Origin of the sequence: Cellulophaga algicola DSM 14237 (genome assembly GCF_000186265.1) — a bacterium.
Taxonomy (GTDB): domain Bacteria; phylum Bacteroidota; class Bacteroidia; order Flavobacteriales; family Flavobacteriaceae; genus Cellulophaga; species Cellulophaga algicola.
Genome location: NC_014934.1, coordinates 2,610,728 through 2,632,906, shown reverse-complemented (window position 1 = coordinate 2,632,906; position 22,179 = coordinate 2,610,728). Strand labels below are relative to the sequence as shown.

Sequence of the window (22,179 nt, the reverse complement as noted above, 5' to 3'; positions counted from 1 at the left end):
ACAATTACCTAGCACTTTGTATATTAAAAATTTTACTATTGCTTTGTCCGTTTTGATTTCTCACTTTTGTAAAAAAAACAACAATGCCTAGTATATCAAATAAAGGATTATCAATGCCCGAGTCTCCAATACGTAAATTGGTTCCATTCGCAGATGCCGCCAAAAAAAGAGGTATTGAAGTAATTCATTTAAACATAGGGCAACCAGATATTAAGACTCCACAGATAGCCTTAGATGCTGTAAAAAATAACACGATTACCACCTTAAGTTATAGTAAAACAGAAGGAAGTGAGCGCTATAGATCTAAATTAGCTTTGTATTACCAAAAACATGGTATTGACGTTAGTGCAGAAAACATATTAGTAACCATAGGTGCATCTGAAGCCCTTGCTTTTGTTATAGGAAGTATTGCGGATACTGATAATGAAATTATTATACCCGAGCCTTTTTACGCTAATTACAATAGTTTCTCTGTGGTTTTCGGAGTCAAGGTTGTACCAATTGTATCAAAAATTGAAACTGGTTTTGCACTCCCAAGTATTGCAGATTTTGAAAAATCTATTACGCCAAAAACTAAAGCAATCTTAATTTGTAATCCTAATAATCCAACCGGTTACCTATATAGTAAAGAAGAAATTAAACAACTAGCTCTCCTAGTTAAAAAAAACGATTTATTCCTTATTGTTGATGAAGTTTATCGTGAATTTGTATACGATGGCAAGCAGCACTATTCTGCATTAAAAGAAGAGAATTTAGAAGAGCATGTAATTGTAATTGATTCTGTTTCTAAAAGATATAGTATGTGTGGAGCTCGGATAGGCTGCATTATTACAAAGAATGAAATCTTAAGAAAAACCATTCTTAAATTTATGCAAGCACGGCTTTCCCCCCCATCATATGCCCAAATTGCTGGTGAAGCTGCTTTAGACACTCCACAACAGTATTTTGATGAAGTAATTGCCGAGTATGAAATCCGTAGAAACACCCTTATTGAAGGCCTAAATAAAATAGACGGTGTAAAAGTAACCTCGCCTCAAGGAGCTTTTTATTGTATTGTGGAGCTTCCTATTAAAGATTCTGATACTTTTGCACAATGGTTGTTAGAACATTTTAACGTAAACAACGAAACTATTATGGTAGCTCCTGCTGCTGGTTTTTATGCCACAAAAGGATTGGGAAAAAATCAAATTAGGATTGCCTATGTGTTAGAACGTACTATTCTAAAAAAAGCAATCCATATTTTAGAACAAGCACTAAAAGAGTATAGCTTAAATGAAAATTAACAACAATGTATCTTTATTAACGTATAATACGTTCGGTATTAATGCCAAGGCACGTTTTTTTTGTGAAATTACTACGATAGAAGAACTTGAGTTAGTTTTAAAACTTGAGGAATATCCTAATAAATTTGTTATTAGCGGAGGTAGCAATATGTTGCTAACTAAAGATATTGATGCTTTGGTCCTGTATTTAAACTTAAAGGGAATTACAATGGTTTCAGAATCTGACACCGAAGTTGTCATTAATGTTATGGCAGGCGAAAACTGGCATCAACTAGTACTCTGGACCTTAGAACAGGATTATGGTGGCTTAGAAAACATGTCTTTGATCCCTGGTAACACAGGAACATCTCCTATTCAAAATATTGGCGCCTATGGTGTTGAATTAAAAGATACGTTTGAATCTTGTGAAGCAATGGAAATAGCTACTCAGGAGATTAAAAGCTTCAGTAAGGAAGATTGTTGCTTTGGGTATCGAGAATCTTTTTTTAAAAATGAAGGCAAAGGAAAATACATTATAACATCCGTAAATTTAAAATTATCTAAGAAAGATCATGTGCTAAATACCTCTTATGGTGCTATAGATCAAGAATTACAGCACATGGGTATTACAGCACCCACCATTAAAGATGTATCCAATGCTGTAATTGCAATTAGAAAAAGTAAATTACCCGATCCTGCTGAATTAGGAAATAGCGGTAGTTTTTTCAAAAATCCGATTATCCATAAAATTGATTTTCTTCGTTTTTCGGAGAAGCACCCAGAAGCTCCATTCTACAAGCTGTCAGAAGAAAACTACAAAATACCTGCAGGTTGGCTTATTGAACAAAGTGGATTTAAAGGCAAAAGGTACGGTGATGCTGGTGTTCACAAGAATCAAGCTTTAGTTTTAGTAAATTATGGCACAGCAACCGGAAAAGAAATAGTAGATTTGGCGCACAAAATTATAGATACTGTTTATGCAAAATTCAATATTCGTATCTTGCCAGAAGTTAATGTGATATAAAAAAAAATAACCCTGGTAATAAATACCAGGGTTATACCAAACCAAACTAACCAAAAATTAAGCTTACGATAACCAGTCGTAAACTTATTCTATTATTCAAAATTTATTGCGTAACAATCAATTGTAAAATTTTTCGTTACATATTAATTACGTAGTAAAACTGAATTTAGATTTTTTGAAACTATATTTTTTTTAACCTTAACTTTTTCATGAGCGCACTACTCGAAAACCATATTGTTGAATTACTGCATGAACGCAATGAAAAAGCCATTTCGCTACTTTATGAAAATTATAGCGATACGCTTTATGGGGTAGCCTATAAAGTTGTAAAAGATGAGATGCTTGCACAAGATGTATTACAAGAAAGCTTTGTAAAAATCTGGAAGAAAGCAGACAGTTATGATCCTAGCAAAGCAAAATTATTTACCTGGTTGTTTCGTATTACAAGAAATACTGCTATAGATAAATTAAGAAGCAGTAAAACTAAAACCGATAAAGAAATCCAATTAGATGTTTCTGACGTATATAAGGTAGGTATTGAAGGTATAAATCCTGATTTCATAGACATGCGAGAGAATCTTTTAAAAATAGATTCTAAATATAAAATTGTTCTTGAAGCCTTGTTTTTTGATGGCATGACGCAGCAAGAAGCAAGTGACGAATTAGACATTCCGCTTGGCACTATTAAATCTCGATTGAAAATCGGTCTACGTGAATTGCGAAAAATTTATATAGAGCCTGTGATACTGCTATTTTTATTAACCTTAATAGCATAAGATTATGAAAGAAAAAATCAAATTATTTTTAGATACTGATCTTCTTGAAAAGTATTTATTAGGTACAACAACAGATTTAGAAACGCTACAAGTAGAGCGCTATATTGCCATGTACCCAGAGGTTAGAAAAATCTACACTGAGTTACAAGATAACTTAGAAGAGTTTGCTAAATCTTATGCTGTGAAAACACCAGAAGGTTTAAAAGAACAAATTTTAAACAGAATTAAAGCACAAAACTCAACCAGAAGAAAGTTTATGAGTTATGCGGTTGCTGCTAGCGTTGTCGCATTATTATTTGCTTCAGCTTCTTATTTCTTTTACAATCAGAATTTAAATTTACAAGAAGAGAATTCTATGGTTACCAATCAGATTAAGCTTTTAGAAGCTGATATGAAGGAGCGCTTAGAAGATGTCAGAAATCAATTTATTGTATTAAACAATCCAGATACTAAACAATACAAACTTACGGGAAACAAAAAAGCTAAAGATTTAAAAGCTGTAGCTTATGTAAACCCTGTTAAAAAATTATCTTACATTAATGTACAAAATCTTCCCCATCTAGAGGAGGGTCAATGTTTACAAATGTGGGCAGAAGTAAATGGCAAAATGCTAAATCTTGGTGTTATTGGAGAAGCTGGAGCCAAAGATAATTTATTAGCCATTCCTTACTCTAAAGATGCAGTAGGCTATATTACGATAGAACAAGAAGGCGGTAATGAAACCCCTACAGTAGACAATATAGTAGCGAATATCGCTTTTTAAAGAACACTGTTTTTTTTACATTAAAACATTCAAAAGATAAAATATTTGTACCTTTGTACAAATATTTTATCATGAAGTTAGTTTTATTAACCATAGGATTGTTAGCACTTGCATTTGCAGGTATTGCAATTAAAATATGGTCAAAAAAAGATGGGGAATTTGCAGGAACTTGCGCTAGTCAGAGTCCGTTTTTAAATAAAGAAGGAGAAGCTTGTGGTTTTTGTGGCAAACTGCCAAACGAACAAGATTGTAAAAAAGATACTTCTTCCGAGCTTCAGTCATAAATCACTGAAGTTCATTAACAATTTGATTTGGACAAACCCACAGACAAATTACAAGAATCCATAGCAAAAGCTAAAGCAGGAAATCAGATTGCTTTTAGTTTGTTGTTAGATTCTTTTTGGAATGATGTGTACAGTTTTCAACTACAACGCACCAAAAATGAAAATGACGCTGAAGACATTACCATTCAAACATTTTCAAAAGCTTTTGACAAAATAAACACGTATGACGAAAGCTATCAGTTTAAAACTTGGCTGATTACTATTTCTAAAAATATTCATGTAGATCTTATCAGAAAAAGTAAGCGTAATATTTTAGAAAAAACCGACAGTAGCGCTGATGCTATAAAAAAAGTATTAGATGACAGTCCTTCTGCAGAAGATCAACTCATAAATCAGCAAAATCTTGCTACACTCCTAGAGCATATTAAAGGGCTAAAGCCACATTATCAAAAAGTAATTAATCTCAGATATTTTAATGAGCTAAGCTATGCTGATATAGCGACGTTACTTAATGAACCCATTAACAATGTAAAAGTCAAACTTTTAAGAGCAAAAAAACTTTTAGCATCCGCGATTAAAGGTGCTAAATCTTAAAGTTTTATATTTTTCATCTTTTCAAAATACTCGTTATATCCCCTTTTTCAAAAACAATAAGAACCTAAAATTCTTTGTATATTTGCATAAAAATTGAAGATGAGCGATAGCGCAGTAAAAAGTGTTTTACCACCACAAGGAAAACCGAAATGGTTACGCGTAAAACTACCTACAGGAAAGAAATATACACAACTTCGAGGATTAGTAGACAAATACAATTTACACACCATTTGCACATCGGGCAGTTGCCCAAATATGGGTGAATGCTGGGGAGAAGGGACTGCTACATTTATGATTTTAGGTAATGTTTGTACTCGCTCATGTGGTTTCTGTGGTGTAAAAACGGGCAGACCAGAAGATGTGGATTGGGAAGAGCCAGAAAAAGTTGCTCGTTCTATTAAAATAATGGAAATTAAACATGCTGTTATTACTTCTGTAGATAGAGATGACATTAAAGATATGGGATCTATTATCTGGGCAGAAACGGTAAAAGCTATTCGTAGAATGAACCCCAAAACAACACTTGAAACATTAATTCCTGATTTTCAAGGTATTGAAACACACTTAGACCGTATTATAGCCGTTAATCCAGAAGTAGTTTCTCATAATATGGAAACGGTAAAAAGACTAACAAGAGAGGTTAGAATACAAGCTAAATACGAACGTAGTCTTGAAGTGCTTCGCTATTTAGGCGCTAATGGTATTAACAGAACAAAATCTGGTATCATGCTTGGCTTAGGAGAACTTGAAGAAGAGGTTATCCAAACCATGAAAGATTTAAGAGGTGTTAATGTAGATGTAATCACTATTGGTCAATATTTACAACCCAGTAAAAAACATTTACCCGTAAAAGAGTTTATTACGCCAGAACAATTCAAAAAATATGAAGAAATAGGATTAGAAATGGGCTTTAGACACGTAGAAAGTGGTGCGCTCGTTAGATCTTCATATAAAGCACATAAGCATATCCATTAAATTTATTTTATCAGATCTAGTCTCATTTTATGTCTTTTTATAAACTGCAAAATGATACAGACAGATTAATGTAGTTATGAAACAAATTAACATCGGTATCAATGGTTTTGGTAGAATTGGTAGAACATTTTTTAGACTGCTTCAAGCACATCCTAACTTAAATGTTGTTGCTATAAATGATTTAGCAAATACCGAGACTTTAGCTCATTTATTAAAATATGATAGTATCCATGGTATTTTCCCTTACAAAATAAGCCATACTGAAGATACAATTACGATAGAGACATCTAAAACAATACAGATACTCAACCAATCTTCACCAGAAGATATAGATTGGGGCAAGTATAACGTAGATATTGTCGTAGAAGCTACAGGGAAATTTAAATCAAGAGAACAGTTAAATGCGCACCTAAAAAACGGAGCTAAAAAGGTGATCTTATCGGTTCCACCAGACGATGACAGTATTAAAATGATTGTTATTGGTGTAAACGATCATCTACTTACGGCAGAAGACCATATTATTTCAAATGCTTCGTGCACTACAAATAATGCGGCTCCAATGATAAAAGTAATTAATGACCTCTGTGGCGTAGAACAAGCGTATATAACTACGATTCATTCTTACACCACAGATCAAAGCTTACATGATCAACCGCATAGAGATTTAAGAAGAGCTCGTGCTGCAGGCCAATCTATAGTACCTACCACTACTGGTGCGGCTAAAGCATTAACTAAGATATTTCCTGAATTAGACGGTCTTATTGGTGGCTGCGGTATACGTGTTCCTGTACCAAACGGATCATTAACAGATATTACTTTTAACGTAAAAAAAGAAACTAGTATTGAAGAAATAAATAATACATTTAAGGAGATTTCTGAAAATTCTCTAAAAAATATACTTTTTTACACTGAAGATCCTATAGTTTCTATAGATGTAAACAATAGTTGCTACTCTTGTACGTTTGATTCTCTAATGACATCTGTCTTAGGAAAAATGGTTAAAATCATTGGTTGGTACGATAACGAAACAGGATACAGCAGCAGATTAATAGATTTAATTAAATTGATCCAAGACAAATCATACCTTTGAAGATAAAAAACCTACATAGCAGTCTTAATTCTAAAATGGCACTCCTTTTTGCCTTATTCTTTTGGCAAACTACATTTTCCCAAGACTCAACGGCTACCTACAAAGAAATAGAAGATTACTTTATTGTAGCACAAACTTATAAAAACCAAGACAAGCTAGATCTATCATTAGAATCTATCTACAAAGCATTAAAAAAAGCTGAAAAACTAGAAGACATAAAAGCAATCATAGATTGCTATCATGAATTAGCATTGCTATACTTAAAGCTCGACAAAACAGATCAATCCATACAGCTTTGGCAAAGAGCAGACGTTCTTTTAAAAGATTCCGAATACCCTTATGGTAGTGCCACCCACAGATATATAGATGCCTTACACTTAATAAAAGACCAAAAATATTATCTAGCAAATCATGAACTAGACAAGGCTAACAAAATTACTAATGTTAGAAATCTAACATTACATATTTTATTAGCAAAGGGTTTTATATACCTAGAATTACCAAAATATAGTGAAGCTGAAAAAAACTTTAACTCGCTTATTGTTAATAATGACACTAATGAAAAAGACTATATTGCTTCAAGAGCATTTTTAGGACTTGCATTATTAAATTCAAAAACTAACAACCCAGAGAAAGGTATTGAATATGCGCTTCAAGGTTTAGAGATTGCTACGAAGAATGATTTTTATTATGAAATACTAGAATTAAATCAATATCTAGCAGATACTAGTGAAAAACTTAGCTTATACGAAAAAGCTTTACTTTACAACAAAAATCTTGTACAAATAAAAGATTCTATTTACAACGAAACTAAAATAAAAACGGAAGCTAAAAAGGCTGATAACATTTATTTTGAAACACAAAAAAACACCATTGCTAACCTTACTAGAGAAAATGAGCAGCTAAAAGCGTCAAGTAGTAGAACAGAAATAACGGCTATATTAACCTCTGCTTTCTTAACCATAATCTCTTTACTGGCGGTTTCATTATATAGAAATAACCAAATTAAATTAAAAACCAACGATTTACTGCAAACTAAAAATAATGAATTAGAAGCTTCCCGTGATGCTGCTGTTAAAGCCATGGAAACCAAAACTAATTTCCTATCTACAGTTAGCCACGAATTACGCACACCACTATATGCGGTAACAGGCCTAACCCACTTACTTCTTGAAGAGAACCCGAGTGAGAGTCAGAAAGAACATCTAAAGGCCTTAAAATTCTCTGGAGACTACCTGTTAAGTTTTATCAATGACATCTTACAATTAAATAAAATTGACGCAGATAAACTAGAAGCTGTAAATACAGAGTTCAGCCTTAAAAAAGTTCTCTCAGAGGTAATTAGCTCACTACAACAAAGTGCTAAAGAAAATAAAACTAAAATTTCACTTGATTACGATGATACTATTCCAAAAAGTCTTCTGAGTGATTCCATGAAACTTTCTCAAATTTTAATAAACCTTGTTGGAAACGGATTGAAGTTCACAAAAAAAGGAGAAGTAACTGTCATCGCTAAATTATTAAGCAAAGTAGAAGATGATGTTGTTATTTACTTTGAAGTCAAAGACACCGGTATAGGCATATCTGAAGATCAAATTACAAATATTTTTGAAAGCTTTGAACAAGGTTCTATACAAATAAATAGAGAGTACGGAGGTACAGGTCTTGGTTTAACAATTGTAAAAAGCTTATTAGGGTTATTTAATAGCAAAATAGATTTAAAAAGTGAGTTAGGAAACGGAAGCTCATTTTTCTTCGAATTGAAAATGAAAAGTAAAAACAGTACAACTGAAGACGTTAGCCTTGAAGCTGAACCTCAGGAATATGTTTTTGAAGGACTACATTTACTTATCGTGGAAGACAACAAAATAAATCAAGTCATCACCAAAAAAATGTTGATTAAAAAAGGAATGACGTGCGACATTGCTAGTAATGGCACAGATGCTGTAGAAATGGTATCACAAACCAAATACGATGCCATATTAATGGATATTCATATGCCTGGAATAAGTGGCGAAGAAGCTACAATTCTAATTCGTAAGTTTAACAGACACACTCCTATCATAGCGCTAACAGCAATTTCTCTTGATGATAGTTTAGAGAGTTTTTATGCGGCCGGATGTAATGATGTAGTTACTAAACCGTTTAAACCTGAAGTATTCTATCAAAAAATTGGAGAAAACATTTTTAATCCAAAACCACTCACTTAAGCAGTGTTTTAATAGCTTCTTTAAGTACTTCACCTCCATTATTTAAAAACTGATGTTCTATGGAGATGTAATACAAATTAGCAACCTTACCTTTTAATCTAACATAATCTTTTTCTGTTGTAAGAATACATTCTTGAGCATTAAAATTTGCTATTTCAGTGGCAGAGAAAAAGTGATGATCTCTAAAGTTTAGATGTTGCTTTACAACAATACCCTTTGTCAACAAATAGGCTAATAAAGGTTTTGGGTTAGCTATACCAGTAACTAAAGTTACTCTCTTGGTTTTTATATCTGCCATGCGCAACTCTTTATCTAAACCATTTAATTGGTCTTTATAATGCAAATAGCTAAACAAAACCTTTTGTTTTTTAATCGGTTTAATTTCACCAATTATTTTTTCTTGTTCTTTTACCGATAAGTGTTCTGGACATTTTGTTACAATAATTATATCTGCCCTGCCCGCCTCTTTTTTGCTGTCACGAAGATTTCCTGTAGGCAAATACCAATCGGTTACATAGCGATTATCGTAAGCCGTTAGCAACATAGAAAATCTAGATGTTACCTTTCTATGTTGAAAAGCATCATCTAATAAGATTAAATCTGGAGCTACTGTACTCTCAAGTTTCGTTATTCCATTTTGCCGGCTAGCATCTACCGCAACGGTTACCCCAGGAAATTTTTGTGCAATTTGATAAGGCTCATCTCCTAAAACCTCTACCGTAGAAACTTCTGAAGCTACTTGGTAGCCATCAGATTTTCTACCATACCCCCTACTTAATACCGCTATAGTATAATCAGTTTGAAATGTCTGTAATAAAAATTCAATCATAGGGGTTTTTCCTGTTCCACCTACACTTAGGTTTCCCACACAAACGGTAGGTGTCTTATATTCCCTAGATTTTAAAAAACCAATGTCAAATAAAAAATTACGAACATACACCACGCAAGCATATATCAATGAAATTGGAAAAGCTAATATTCTTAGTATGCGCATCAAGAACGAAAATATAATATTTTATCTTTGGATAATAGATAAACTTAGAAAATGATTGTAAAACAAGTAATTGCCATTTTAGAAGAGTTAGCCCCATTAGCATATGCAGAAGATTTTGATAATATAGGACTTCTAGTAGGAGACCAACAAAGTGAAGTTTCGGGTATTCTTGTTACGTTAGATACATTAGAAAATGTGGTAGATGAAGCCATAGCTACCAATTGTAATTTAATAGTAAGTTTTCATCCTATTATTTTTAGTGGGCTAAAAAAAATCACAGGAGCTAATTACGTGCAACGTGTTGTGATTAAAGCCATACAAAATAACATTTCTATTTACAGCATGCATACCGCTTTAGATAATTCTGACCAAGGAGTAAATGCTAAAATTTGTGAAGTTTTAGGACTGCAAAATTCTAAAATTCTAATTCCTCAAAAAGGAACTATAAAAAAACTTAGCACTTATGTTCCAAAGAATGATGCGGAACAACTAAAAAAAATACTGTACAAAGCAGGTGCAGGGAATATAGGTAATTATAGTAATTGTAGTTTTACTGTTGATGGTGTTGGGAGCTACAAAGCTAATGAAAAAGCAAAACCAATAAAAGGAGAAATAGGAAAAACACATTTTGAAGAAGAAACTCAAATTTCTATTACTTTTGAAAAAGCAGTTGAACAAAATGTAATCAAAGTACTTTTAGAACATCATCCTTATGAAGAAGTCGCTTATGAACTCACCACTTTAGAAAACACAAATCAAAATATAGGCATAGGAATGTATGGAACATTTGTAAATTCTATGCCTGAGAGCCAATTTTTAGACTTCTTAAAAGAAAAAATGGAGGTAAAATGCATTCGACATTCAAATTTATTAGGCAAGCCAGTAAAAACTGTAGCAGTTCTTGGAGGTAGCGGTTCTTTTGCAATAAGCGCCGCAAAGGCTGTAAACGCTGATGTTTTCATCACTGCTGACTTAAAATATCATCAATTTTATGAGGCTGAAGGCAAAATACTTCTAGCAGATATCGGACACTATGAAACTGAGCAGTTTACAAAAAATTTATTAGTTGACTATCTTACGAAAAAAATTCCTAATTTTGCAGTCCGTTTATCGGAAAGCAAAACAAATCCCATCAAGTATTTTTAAAATATGGCAACAAAAACAGAAACAACAGTAGAGCAAAAATTAAGAGCGTTGTATGATTTGCAATTAATTGATTCTAGAGTTGACGAAATACGCAATATCAGAGGTGAATTACCTTTAGAGGTTGAAGATTTAGAAGATGAAGTATTAGGCCTGAAAACTAGAATGGAAAAGCTTAAGACTGATGTTGAGACAATCAATTATGAGATCACTGCAAAGAAGAACATGATTGACGATGCTAAAACATTGATGAAAAAATATACTGAACAACAAAAAAATGTTCGTAACAGTAGAGAGTTTAACTCTATTTCTAAAGAAATTGAATTTCAAGAATTAGAAATTCAACTAGCTGAAAAGAACATCAAAGAATTTAAAGCGCAAATAGATCAGAAAAAAACAGTTGTTTCAAGTACAAAAGAGCGTTACTCTGAAAGAGAATCTCACTTGAAGCATAAAAAGGGTGAATTGAATGCCATTTTAGCTGAAACTGAAAAAGAAGAGAAAGCACTTTTAATTAAATCTGAAAATTATCAAAATGATATTGAAGATCGTTTAGTTATTGCTTACAAACGTATTCGTGCTAATGTAAAAAATGGTTTAGCGGTTGTACCTATCGAAAGAGGTGCTTCTGGAGGTTCTTTCTTTACTATTCCACCACAAGTACAAGTAGAAATTGCTTCTCGTAAAAAAATTATTACAGATGAGCACAGTGGTCGTATTTTAGTTGATCCTGTTTTAGCTGAAGAAGAGCAAGAAAAAATGCAAGCAATGTTTTCTAAACTATAAACTTAGAAAACCTTAATCATAAAAAAACCATCTGCTTTGCAGATGGTTTTTGTGTTTTATACAATTGCATTAAATAAATTCGTAATTTAAAGCAAAAAAAGAAATGAAGCATATACTTAAATATGTAACGATACTTACTTGCTTTTTCTTTTACTCACCTATTACAATGGCTCAAGATATATCAGATTTTAAATGGAAAAATAGAGTTCTACTGCTTGTAGATACGGAATTAAACAGCGAAAACATTAAGCAACAAATTAAAGTCTTTGAAGGGCTGCATGATGCTTTTCAAGAAAGAGATATCATCTATTTCATTATCACCTCAAAAGGCAGCTACGATAGCGATAAACAGCTACTAAATCTCAAAGGACTTGAAACATACTACCACAAGGATTTTAGCGGATTAATTTTATTAGGCAAAGATGGCGGTATAAAATTAAAAACTCCTTTTATTGTAACTGCAAAAACTATCATCTCATTAATAGACTCCATGCCTATGCGGCAAAGTGAAATGAATTCGCCGCGTTCAATAAAATTACAATAAACTAAGAATTAAATTTTCTACTTCTTGGCTATTCCATTTTTCTTCAATATTCGGTAATTTCATAACTTCTTTCATAATTGCTTCCTGAGCATCACCTTCTGCCAAGGCTTCTGCATAGGGCCTATCAGAAAAAGTTACCCTAGAATATACAGGAACCCATTTATCTGGATATTGAGCTGCAAAATGCTTTTCTATTTTCTTCTGTAGTAAAAACTTTGGATCTGCTGTTTTACTACTCATTTCCATAAAATTACGATAACTCAATTCTGCAATAGCATCTGCATTAGGTTTACGTGCTTTTTCATAGGCTTCAAAAATAGCATGCCAATCATCATTGTGTTCTTTAATCAAAGAATCTAGTACAAAAATATCTTCAAAGCCTGCGTTCATTCCTTGTCCGTAGAATGGCACTATAGCATGTGCAGAATCGCCTATTAAGGCTACTTTGTCCCAATAGGTCCATGGAAAACATTTCATCGTTACCATAGCACTCGTTGGATTCTTAAAAAACTCTTGCATTAAATTATCTAAATCCTGCATTACGTTCGGGAAATAGGTCGTAAAAAAGGTTTTAGCATCGTCATTTGTTTTAATGTTCTCAAAAGAAACCTCGCCTTCAAAAGGCATAAACAAGGTACACGTAAAACTACCATCAAGATTTGGCATAGCAATAAGCATAAACTTACCTCTTGGCCAAATATGAAATGAATGCCTATCTAATTTATGCGTACCATCTTCATTAGCCGCAATAGTCAACTCTTTATACCCTACATCAATAAAGTCTTGAGAATAATCAAACCTACTTCTACGTTGCATTTTATGGCGCACACGAGAGAAAGCACCATCGCAACCAAAAATTAAATCGTATTGATACTCTTGCCACTCCCCTTTTTCTGTTTCTCCGGTAAATAGCTTTCCTTCGGGAAGGTCTACATCCCAAACTTTTTCTTCAAACTTAAAAACAACCCCAGCTTCCTCTGCAAGATCAATCATTTTACGGTTTAGAACACCACGTGAAATAGACCAAATAGCTTCTCCTTCTTTGCCATACTTTTGATAATATTCTGGCTGGCCAACCACATGCATGGCACGTTTATCTAAAGGGATTGCAATTTTTTTAATTTCTTCTTCGATACCTACCTCATGTAGTGCATTCCAACCTCTATTGCTCATCGCTAAGTTTATTGATCTGCCTGAAAATTCAACATTACGAATATCTGGTCTGCGATCAAATACGGTAATATCATGACCATATTTTTTTAAATATATTGCCAATAAAGAACCAACTAAACCTGAGCCTATAATGGCTATTTTTTTTTGAGTTTGTATCATGTATTCCTAATTCTGGAAAAGTGCCTAAACACTAAAGTAACATTAACCAAAAAATCCTCCACTTTTACTCGCGAAGGATTTTTAGGATTATAGGTATAAAACATTATTTATTCTAAAATACCATCAACTATTCCGTAAGCTATAGACTCTTCTGCTCCCATCCAATAGTCACGATCAAAATCTTTCATTACGCGGTCATAATCTTGACCACAGTTGTCTGCCAAAATACGTGCACTAAGTTCTTTAGTTTTGATAATCTCTTTTGCCTGAATTTCAATATTAGAAGCCTGACCTCTAGCTCCACCACTCGGTTGGTGAATCATCACCTGAGCATGTGGCTGAATAAAACGTCTTCCTTTTTTTCCAACAGACAATAAAATAGATCCCATAGATGCCGCCAAACCAGTACAAATAGTTGAAACCGGACTTTTTAGTGATTTTATAGTATCATACATTGCAAAACCAGAAGTTACATAACCACCTGGACTGTTAATATATAATTGGATTTCTTTATCGTTCTGCATATCGAGATACAATAAGCGATCAATTACATGCTTCGCAGAATCGTCATCAACCATTCCCCAAAGGAAGACTTTACGCTCTTCTAACATTTTTTCGTCTATAGCCTCTTGTATTTTTCCTTTTTTTGAACTCATTTTTTTATTTCTTATTGAATATCAAAATTAATCAAAATATCGCTAATTGTTACACTCTAAAACCTAAGGATTTAATATAAGTAGCTCCAAAAGCCATTATCTTTGTTAAAAAACTTAAAAAATGAAAAAATCTATAGGTATTGCAGCAGTTCTTTTACTTCTTTTAGTGAGTTGTAAAACAGATAAAAAAGAAATCCTACCCACACCACCACAACCAGAACTTACCCTTTTAGAGAAAATAGCTCAAGCTAATGGCTATGAAGAATGGAAAAACGTAAATGAATTAAAATTTACTTTTAATGTAGATAAAGATTCTACACATTTTGAACGCACTTGGACTTGGAAACCAAAAATAAATGAAGTAAGCAGTATAACCGCGGATACTACCATCACCTACCTAAGAAAAAATCTTGATAGTACCCTAACAAAAACTGATGCCAGCTTTATAAATGACAAATACTGGCTTCTAGCTCCTTTTCAGTTGGTTTGGGATGCCAAGAGTTTTGAATTTACACATACCGTAGAAAGCGAAGCACCCATCAGCAAAAAGCCAATGCAGAAATTAACCATAGTTTATAAGAACGAAGGTGGTTACACCCCTGGCGATGCTTATGATTTTTATTTTGGAGCTAATTTCATCCTTCAAGAATGGGTCTTTAGAAAAGAAAATCAAGAAGAACCTTCTATGACAACTACATGGGAAGATTATGAAACCATAAATGGCATAAAATTTGCAAAATCACATAAAATGGAAGGACAGAACTTCAATCTTAATTTTACTGGGATACAAATCAATTAAATACCATTTCCATGAGGCTCGTATATATCGCATTATTCGTAAGTTCCCTTAGTTTTAGTCAACATCAAAAAAAGGGAGTCGTCTACGATAAAGAAAATAATGAGCCCCTTGAATTTGTTAGTGTTTATAATAAATTAGACCATACCACTACCAATAAGGATGGCAAATATGGGTTTACCTCAGCTACAGATTATATTTATTTTCACAAAGTGGGTTATGACAACTACACTACTATTATTTCTAATTTAAGAGATACTATTTTTTTAAACAGAAGTGTTTTTCAGTTGAACGAAGTTGTAGTTTCTAATGCCAAAACAATTTATCAAAAAATAAAAGATTCTATAGCTAGTAATTATGTATTGAAACCACATTCTGAAGCTTTCTTTTTAAGAGCTATCTTAAAAAGAAATGGAGCGATTATTAGATTGCAAGACATGCAAGGAAATCTACATCGGAAAACATCCATATATGGAGGTGGTTTAACACTTATGGATACCGATTTTAGTGTTGCTGTTAAAAATATGCGCCAAATAGGTATTACTAAAGATGAAAATAACATCTATTTTGAATTTCCTTCGCTATTTAACATTTTAAGTGAATTTGTTCGTACAAATGCAATGGGACCAGATTTTGAAGTCATTGAAAAACCCTATAAAAATAGCACGAGTACTAAGGTTGAATTTACTTCTTTGAATTCTGATACGAAAAACAAAAGTTATGGCCATTACATCATTAATACTAATGATAATGCTATTTTATCATTTAATAGTGTTGTAAAACCGTTTTACCCTGAAGAGTTATTTAAAACTCCTAAGTACAGCACAATAGTACAGCAAGACATAACTGTATTTTTCAAAGAAGACCCGTCTTTTAAGCGTTACTTCATGACTTTAGCTAAACGTACTGCTACTCTAAACGTGAAAGTAAAGGATGATCCGACGGTTCATAAATTTGAAATGGAAATAGTTCTTTACACCAAAGAAAGTTTTGGGAATGAAGACGTAAAAAGCAACGTGAATGAACAGAAAGATATTTTCAAAATTAAAATGAAGTACAATAAGGACTTTTGGAAAGAACAGAATCAGCTTTTACTAACTGATGAAATGGAGGCTTTTATCAAAAAAATGACACAAGATGATACAAAACGTAAAGTAAAAAGCAATGTTAAAGACTAACATAACTTAGTTTTAGAATACAAAAAACCGCTCTTTCGAGCGGTTTTTTTAATCTGTTTAAAACACAGCTGTGTCCTAGAAAACTTTAACCCCATTTTAAATTAGTTACAAGTTTTGATAAAAGTCCATCTTGTAAAATCTCTTTCATACAAATCTCCCGCATACGTCACGCGGTCTCCAACAGCATATCGCCCAGCACTAGACCAAGCCGAAACACCATCGCATGAATCTACTGCAGGTACATCAGGATCGCCACCATCAACAGCTGGATAAATAGAATTGGTTCCTGAAATATCAAGGTCAGAAACTTTTGCTTGACGTTGAGACAATACATTACCGTTAAGATCTGTAATGGTAGGTTGTCCGTTTTTAGAGAAAGTATAGCTACCATACATCATAGTAGAATTAATATCAAACTGACTTGTAACCAAAGTTGCAGAATTGCTTTTGTAAAACTGATCTATAGCATCATTCTGGATATTTTGCTCATTAATAATGATGTAATTATCTCTATCACTTCTATTCTGCTCGTGAATATAACCTAGCGTATGACCAATCTCATGGATGATCACTACTGCAGTAGCACGTGTTCCTAAACGAATGAATCCATTAGAACCGTTCATACCTAATGTTGCTACACCAGAATTACTATTAGATCCCGAAGAGGAAATGGTCACATAATTAGATTCATTGGTACGTTGTTTAAAACGAACATTTGTCTTACTCGTCCATTCATCAAAAGATTTCTGTAATTCAGATTGTACTGATGCACTTAAACCTTGGATGGTATACACAACGGTACTACCTGTCCATTTTCTAACGCCACCCGCTAAACCTAAATTAGTAAGACCCTCTTCTGGATTTGGGTTTTCATTAAAATCAGTAGACGAATCCGAAAGTTGATTTTCGAACAAGCGCAAATCACTACCCGCTAAACTATAGGTACCATCATCTTCTAATCTTACTTTTACTTCAGTACCTAAAAAATACTTCGTTGTAAAATCTGCTTCTTGATTGATCACTGCTTCTTGATCTTCTCCTGTCGTTGCTGTTTCTTTTTGACAAGAAGTCAAGCATAATGCAAATACCAAACTTGCCATAACTGCTTGGTACATTCTTTTTGTTTGTTTCATTTTTTCACTTTTAGTTTTCATGTTCATTATAAGTTTTGGGGTTAAAACTCAAGACTATGTACGAGCAGAACGAGAAAAACAGCGACGAACAGCTCATATTTTCGATGAACTACACGTTTTAAAAATAAAATCAAGACTAAAAACCGCTCAAACAAAAAAGAAAATATCCTATAAATAATTGATAACAAGGACATTAAAAACACTTGTTCTATGAATATTTTGGATTATTTACAATTAGATAATTTTCACTAAAATTAAATTTATAGCGAAAGTTTTCTTTTGAATTTTGAAACTACCAGTGCCTTGCAGAAAAAAAACATAGTAGTGCTCCTTACTTATACGCCTCTTTTTCTTTTTAAGATAAAAGAGGCTGCTAAAACCATTATAGAACAAACCAGCAAGAGCATAAAGCTTATCCGTAATGAATAGGATTCTGCTAAGAAGCCCAAAACCACAGGGCCTAGCAAAAACCCTGATACTCCTGTTCCTGCAATAAAAGCAATACCTTGAGAAGATGCTACTCCTTTTACCTTACCTCCTATTCTAAAGAGTTCTGGTATTATAGCCGAGAAGCCCAGGCCTATTAGTGCAAAACCAAGAATAGTTACATATAACATTCCAAAAAGCACTAGAGAATACCCAACAATAGCAAGCAATGTTCCTAAAATAACAATTTTAACGGAGCCAATCTTTGCACTTAAACCATCTGCAAAAAACCTGCCTAAAGTCATCATTGCAGAAAAAGCCAAAAAACCTAAACCTATTAATTTTTCTGGAGCTAAATTCACTTCTTGCAAATAAATACCACTCCAATCTATAATAGCACCTTCGCTCCCCATAATCACAAAGGAGATAACACCAAGTATGAATAAGGGTTTAAAATTCTTTATGTTAAAAGACTCTTTTTCAATTGGGGGCGATATGATATGGATGTAATTTTTACGTAAAACAAAACTTATAATTAAAAGCACTACCGCCGTACTACAAATGTGTAAAATTCTATTATCGAGTACCAGTATTAAAAAACTACCAATCCCTGCTATAACGCCACCCAAACTAAAAAAACCATGAGCTGCAGACATAAAATTCTGATGGTCTTCTTTTTCCATTTCTGTAACCAGGGTATTCATCGCTATATCAAGAAAACCATTTGCTGCACCGTAAAAAAAGAGACCTGCTATTAGAGTATAGTAATTTACGGCTAGAAAAGGCAAAACTGATGCTAGGCAAATTAATACCAAACCATACCAAACAGATCTACCAACGCCAATTTTATTAATTAATTTAGAAGCTAATGGAAATATAGTAAAACTACCAAGTGATAAAAAAAAGATAGCAAAACCCAAAGTAGCTTTATCTAAACCAATAGCTTCTTTGATAACTGGAATATAGGTTGCCCATGTACCAAACAAAATATTTAGTGTTGCAAAAGACCATGCTGGAGCAAAGTATCGCGGGTTAGATAAAATTAATCTAAGTGATTTCATTGCATTAAAAGTAGTCTTAATTTAAAGAATAAGAAAGCTTAAATATCTTCTAAAAAATTTAACTCTAAATTCTTTTTTTTACTTAATAGATAACCACTTAGAATACTATTCCCCCCTTTATTTAGATAAAATTCCTTTTTTCAATAACTGACCAAAACGATACATGTCTTCGTAGGAACAGTAAAATGGTGCTGGTGCTAAACGAATAACGTTAGGTTCTCTCCAGTCTGTAATTACGCCATTTTTCATTAAGTAATCAAATAATGATTTTCCTTGACCATGGAGAAGAACGGATAATTGACAACCTCTATCTTTAGGGGTAATTATTTCAAAACTACTATCCACCTCAGCATCAATCTCATGTAATATAAATTCTAAGTACGCTACAATTTTATCTCTTTTTTCAATTAAAGCAGGCATCCCTACTTCTTCAAACATAGTTAATGATGCCAAATAAGGAGCTACAGCTAAAATTGACGCATTACTTATCTGCCATGCATCTGCATTTTCCATAGGCTCAAATTCCGGCTTCATTAAAAAGCGTGTTTCTTTTTTGGTTCCCCACCAACCCTCAAAACGTGGAATATCTGGATTGTTTAAATGTTTTTCATTAATGTAAACTCCAGAAGCGTTTCCGGGACCACTATTCATGTATTTGTAACTACACCATGCTGCAAAATCAGCATTCCATTCATTTAATTTTAACTCAATATTACCCACTCCGTGCGCCAAATCCCAACCCACAAAAGCACCCGTAGCTTTACCTGCTTTGGTAATATTTTCCATGTCAAAAACCTGACCATTATAATAATTTACACCGCCAATTAATACTAGTGCCAGCTCGTCTCCTACTTCATTAATTTTAGCAATAACATCTTCGGTTCGCCAATGATGTTCTCCATCGCGTTTTTTAACCTCAACAATAGCATCCTTAGGATCAAATCCATGAAATTTTACTTGACTAGCTAACATATATTGATCTGAAGGAAAAGCTTTCTCCTCACAAATAATTTTAAACCTTTTTTGTGTTGGTCTATAAAACGAAACCATTAACAAATGTAGATTTACCGTAAGCGTATTCATCACAGAAACTTCTGCTGTCTTTGCCCCTACTACTTTAGCCAATGGCGCCGCCAAGCGTTCGTGGTAGTCCCACCATGGCTTTTCTGCATAAAAATGCCCCTCTACAGCAAGCTGAGCCCAATCTGACATAACCTCATCTACAATAGCTTTAGTTCTTTTTGGTTGTAAACCCAAAGAATTCCCTGTAAAATAAATTACAGGTTTACCATTAATTTCAGGAAAATGAAATTCATCTCTATATTTTTTTAACGGATCTATTTGGTCTAATTTTTGAGCGAACTCCAAAGAATTTTCAAATTTCATAAATAGCTTTTTTTTCAAAATTACGACTTCCAATTGTATTTATTATCCCCTATAAAATTTGTAGCACTTACACTAATCTCATTTCTATGATATGTTTTTTAAACCCTACTTTTTCGTAAGCCTTAATCGCAGGTAGATTATCTTGATACACCGTTAATCTAACTTCTTTAATATTTTTACTATGTGCCCATTCTTTTAACGTATTCATGATTAATGCATTTACCCCTTGTCCTCTATAATCTGGAGCTGTATACATAAAATGTAGGTTAACGTACTCTTCATGCACTAGATAGTTTTTTGCCGTTAATATCGTTGCAAAACCGCTGCCTGCTATTTTTCCTCCAATACAAGCCACAACTACTTTGCTCCTACCATCTTTAATAAATTTTTCAATATCATAATAGCTAATAGGATCTTCCGCCAAGGTTGGATCAAAGGGCCTTTCTGCTTTAACAATCCCTTGTTCAAACGCTAACAGAATAGGTAAATCTTTCGCTACTGCATCACGGATAGTAATCGTATTCATCTTAAAATAGTTTTTTTCAAGATACTATTAATATCTACTTTTGTGAAAATTTTTTTACATGCATTTTCTATCTCCTTTACTTGAAAATTATATTGCTGACAACTCGCAACTAGAACCCGAGGTTTTACAAGAGCTTACGAAAGATACCCATTTAAGAGTAATACAACCCAGAATGATTACGGGTCATTTTCAAGGAAGAGCATTAAGCTTGTTATCTAAAATTATTAATCCTAAAACTATTTTAGAAATTGGCACATACACGGGCTACTCTGCGATTTGTTTGGCTGAAGGATTACAAAAAAATGGCACACTACATACCATTGATGTCAATGAAGAGCTGGTAGACATGCAGCGTAAATATTTTGATAAAAGTGGATTCGGTAATCAGATTAGGCAACACACTGGAGATGCGCTTAAAATTATTCCAGAATTAAACGAAACATTTGATTTAATTTTTATTGATGCCGAAAAAGCGAGCTATGACCATTATTTTGAGGCCGTCCTTAAGAAAACAAAATCTGGAAGTGTCATATTATCTGATAATGTCTTATGGTCTGGAAAAGTGGTAGAACCCCTAAATCCCAAAGATAAAGTGACTAAAATATTACTAGAGTATAACAAAAAATTAAAAGAAGACCCAAGAGTTGAAACCGTATTATTACCTATTCGGGACGGCTTAACCTTGAGTAGGGTGCTATAATTTTTAAATAAATTCCGTAAAATAAATTACCAGATAATATACCTACAATAGCACCAGTTATTAAATCTACAGGATAATGCACTCCCACATAAATACGACTGAATGCTAAGAATATAGGCCAAATATAAAATGCCCAGCTCCATTTAAAGGTGTCTTTTATAAAGAGTACCACAATGGTGGTTAATGCAAAGGAATAAGCAGAATGACCAGAAAAGAAACTAAAGCCATCAGAACCTTTTATAATACGAATTAACGTGTTTATTTCAGCGTCTGCACTTGGGCGTATTCTCCCAACTAATTCTTTTGTTACTCCTGTAAGAAGCAACACAAAAAGCAACATTAAAACAGCCGTAAGTATTTTTTGAATTTTTTCTTTTTTGCTCTTCTTATACATCACTAAAAAGAGGAATAGCACATAAAGAGGAATCCAAGTAGAGATATTTGTAGCAATACTCCAAAACTGGTCGTACTCTTCAATTCCTAGACTGTTTAAATAAATAAAAGTTTCCCTATCCCAGGTTAACAATTTATCGAACATAA

At 33.2% G+C, this 22,179-nt stretch carries 23 protein-coding genes; 15 read left to right on the top strand and 8 right to left on the bottom strand.

The genetic code is table 11. The annotated features are described in order from the left end of the window. Window positions 1-83 precede the first annotated feature (83 nt). The 9 genes from CELAL_RS11475 to CELAL_RS11435 all read left to right on the top strand — a co-directional run bounded on the left by CELAL_RS11475 (window position 84) and on the right by CELAL_RS11435 (window position 8,978). The gene (locus CELAL_RS11475; protein ID WP_013551077.1) at window positions 84-1,283 is read left to right on the top strand and encodes a pyridoxal phosphate-dependent aminotransferase; all 1,200 of its coding nucleotides are present in this window, start codon (window positions 84-86) and stop codon (window positions 1,281-1,283) included. Beyond that, complete coding sequence (gene murB / locus CELAL_RS11470; protein ID WP_013551076.1) at window positions 1,273-2,286, top strand: UDP-N-acetylmuramate dehydrogenase; 1,014 nt, start codon at window positions 1,273-1,275, stop codon at window positions 2,284-2,286. The genes CELAL_RS11475 and murB overlap by 11 nt, the downstream gene beginning before the upstream one ends. Window positions 2,287-2,495: 209 nt before the next feature. Continuing rightward, entirely contained in the window at window positions 2,496-3,062 is a 567-nt protein-coding gene (locus tag CELAL_RS11465; RefSeq protein ID WP_013551075.1) for an RNA polymerase sigma factor, read from the top strand. A gap of 4 nt (window positions 3,063-3,066) precedes the next feature. Then, window positions 3,067-3,825 carry an anti-sigma factor gene (locus CELAL_RS11460; protein WP_013551074.1) on the top strand — a complete coding sequence of 253 codons (759 nt, stop codon included), beginning with the start codon at window positions 3,067-3,069 and terminating at the stop codon, window positions 3,823-3,825. A gap of 71 nt (window positions 3,826-3,896) precedes the next feature. Then, window positions 3,897-4,109 (top strand): hypothetical protein, encoded by a 213-nt coding sequence (locus CELAL_RS11455; RefSeq protein ID WP_013551073.1) that lies wholly within the window; start codon window positions 3,897-3,899, stop codon window positions 4,107-4,109. Between the two features lie 27 nt (window positions 4,110-4,136). Then, window positions 4,137-4,703 carry an RNA polymerase sigma factor gene (locus tag CELAL_RS11450; RefSeq protein WP_013551072.1) on the top strand — a complete coding sequence of 189 codons (567 nt, stop codon included), beginning with the start codon at window positions 4,137-4,139 and terminating at the stop codon, window positions 4,701-4,703. Between the two features lie 99 nt (window positions 4,704-4,802). Then, window positions 4,803-5,678: a lipoyl synthase gene (gene lipA / locus CELAL_RS11445; protein ID WP_013551071.1), complete on the top strand. Its 876-nt coding sequence runs from the start codon at window positions 4,803-4,805 to the stop codon at window positions 5,676-5,678. A gap of 76 nt (window positions 5,679-5,754) precedes the next feature. Next, window positions 5,755-6,768: a type I glyceraldehyde-3-phosphate dehydrogenase gene (gene gap, locus CELAL_RS11440; protein WP_013551070.1), complete on the top strand. Its 1,014-nt coding sequence runs from the start codon at window positions 5,755-5,757 to the stop codon at window positions 6,766-6,768. A 35-nt stretch (window positions 6,769-6,803) separates the two neighbouring features. Beyond that, window positions 6,804-8,978 carry a tetratricopeptide repeat-containing hybrid sensor histidine kinase/response regulator gene (locus CELAL_RS11435; RefSeq protein ID WP_013551069.1) on the top strand — a complete coding sequence of 725 codons (2,175 nt, stop codon included), beginning with the start codon at window positions 6,804-6,806 and terminating at the stop codon, window positions 8,976-8,978. On the opposite strand, the gene lpxK is transcribed toward CELAL_RS11435, so the two are convergent. Further along, window positions 8,971-9,972 carry a tetraacyldisaccharide 4'-kinase gene (lpxK, locus tag CELAL_RS11430; protein WP_013551068.1) on the bottom strand — a complete coding sequence of 334 codons (1,002 nt, stop codon included), beginning with the start codon at window positions 9,970-9,972 and terminating at the stop codon, window positions 8,971-8,973. The two genes, CELAL_RS11435 and lpxK, sit on opposite strands and share 8 nt — an antisense overlap. 51 nt (window positions 9,973-10,023) lie before the next feature. Between lpxK and CELAL_RS11425 the strand changes: the two genes are divergently transcribed. From CELAL_RS11425 to CELAL_RS21515, 3 genes are all read left to right on the top strand, one after another. Then, on the top strand, window positions 10,024-11,118 hold the full coding sequence (locus CELAL_RS11425; protein WP_013551067.1) for a Nif3-like dinuclear metal center hexameric protein: 1,095 nt from the start codon (window positions 10,024-10,026) through the stop codon (window positions 11,116-11,118). Between the two features lie 3 nt (window positions 11,119-11,121). Continuing rightward, on the top strand, window positions 11,122-11,901 hold the full coding sequence (locus tag CELAL_RS11420; protein WP_013551066.1) for a zinc ribbon domain-containing protein: 780 nt from the start codon (window positions 11,122-11,124) through the stop codon (window positions 11,899-11,901). 103 nt (window positions 11,902-12,004) lie between these two features. Further along, window positions 12,005-12,445, top strand: a complete 441-nt coding sequence (locus CELAL_RS21515; protein WP_013551065.1) for a DUF4174 domain-containing protein — start codon at window positions 12,005-12,007, stop codon at window positions 12,443-12,445. Here CELAL_RS21515 and CELAL_RS11410 read toward each other — a convergent pair. After that, on the bottom strand, window positions 12,437-13,777 hold the full coding sequence (locus CELAL_RS11410) for an FAD-dependent oxidoreductase (protein ID WP_013551064.1): 1,341 nt from the start codon (window positions 13,775-13,777) through the stop codon (window positions 12,437-12,439). The genes CELAL_RS21515 and CELAL_RS11410 overlap by 9 nt on opposite strands. 107 nt (window positions 13,778-13,884) lie before the next feature. After that, a complete protein-coding gene (locus CELAL_RS11405; protein ID WP_013551063.1) occupies window positions 13,885-14,433 on the bottom strand; it encodes a ClpP family protease in 549 nt (182 codons plus the stop codon). A 121-nt stretch (window positions 14,434-14,554) separates the two neighbouring features. On the opposite strand from CELAL_RS11405, the gene CELAL_RS11400 reads away from it, so the two are divergent. Both CELAL_RS11400 and CELAL_RS11395 read left to right on the top strand, forming a co-directional pair. Then, window positions 14,555-15,232, top strand: a complete 678-nt coding sequence (locus CELAL_RS11400; protein WP_013551062.1) for a hypothetical protein — start codon at window positions 14,555-14,557, stop codon at window positions 15,230-15,232. Window positions 15,233-15,243: 11 nt separating this feature from the next. Beyond that, window positions 15,244-16,407 (top strand): carboxypeptidase-like regulatory domain-containing protein, encoded by a 1,164-nt coding sequence (locus CELAL_RS11395; protein WP_013551061.1) that lies wholly within the window; start codon window positions 15,244-15,246, stop codon window positions 16,405-16,407. A gap of 101 nt (window positions 16,408-16,508) precedes the next feature. On the opposite strand, the gene CELAL_RS11390 is transcribed toward CELAL_RS11395, so the two are convergent. From CELAL_RS11390 to CELAL_RS11375, 4 genes are all read right to left on the bottom strand, one after another. After that, window positions 16,509-17,540 (bottom strand): M12 family metallopeptidase, encoded by a 1,032-nt coding sequence (locus CELAL_RS11390; protein ID WP_169311404.1) that lies wholly within the window; start codon window positions 17,538-17,540, stop codon window positions 16,509-16,511. A 335-nt stretch (window positions 17,541-17,875) separates the two neighbouring features. Continuing rightward, window positions 17,876-19,027 carry an MFS transporter gene (locus CELAL_RS11385; protein ID WP_013551059.1) on the bottom strand — a complete coding sequence of 384 codons (1,152 nt, stop codon included), beginning with the start codon at window positions 19,025-19,027 and terminating at the stop codon, window positions 17,876-17,878. Window positions 19,028-19,144: 117 nt separating this feature from the next. After that, on the bottom strand, window positions 19,145-20,413 hold the full coding sequence (kynU, locus tag CELAL_RS11380) for a kynureninase (protein ID WP_013551058.1): 1,269 nt from the start codon (window positions 20,411-20,413) through the stop codon (window positions 19,145-19,147). 67 nt (window positions 20,414-20,480) lie between these two features. Next, entirely contained in the window at window positions 20,481-20,939 is a 459-nt protein-coding gene (locus CELAL_RS11375; protein ID WP_013551057.1) for a GNAT family N-acetyltransferase, read from the bottom strand. Window positions 20,940-20,997: 58 nt separating this feature from the next. Here CELAL_RS11375 and CELAL_RS11370 point away from each other — a divergent pair, with 58 nt between their 5' ends. Then, on the top strand, window positions 20,998-21,639 hold the full coding sequence (locus tag CELAL_RS11370; RefSeq protein ID WP_013551056.1) for an O-methyltransferase: 642 nt from the start codon (window positions 20,998-21,000) through the stop codon (window positions 21,637-21,639). On the opposite strand, the gene CELAL_RS11365 is transcribed toward CELAL_RS11370, so the two are convergent. Beyond that, entirely contained in the window at window positions 21,602-22,177 is a 576-nt protein-coding gene (locus tag CELAL_RS11365) for a phosphatase PAP2 family protein (protein ID WP_013551055.1), read from the bottom strand. The two genes, CELAL_RS11370 and CELAL_RS11365, sit on opposite strands and share 38 nt — an antisense overlap. Window positions 22,178-22,179 lie beyond the last annotated feature (2 nt).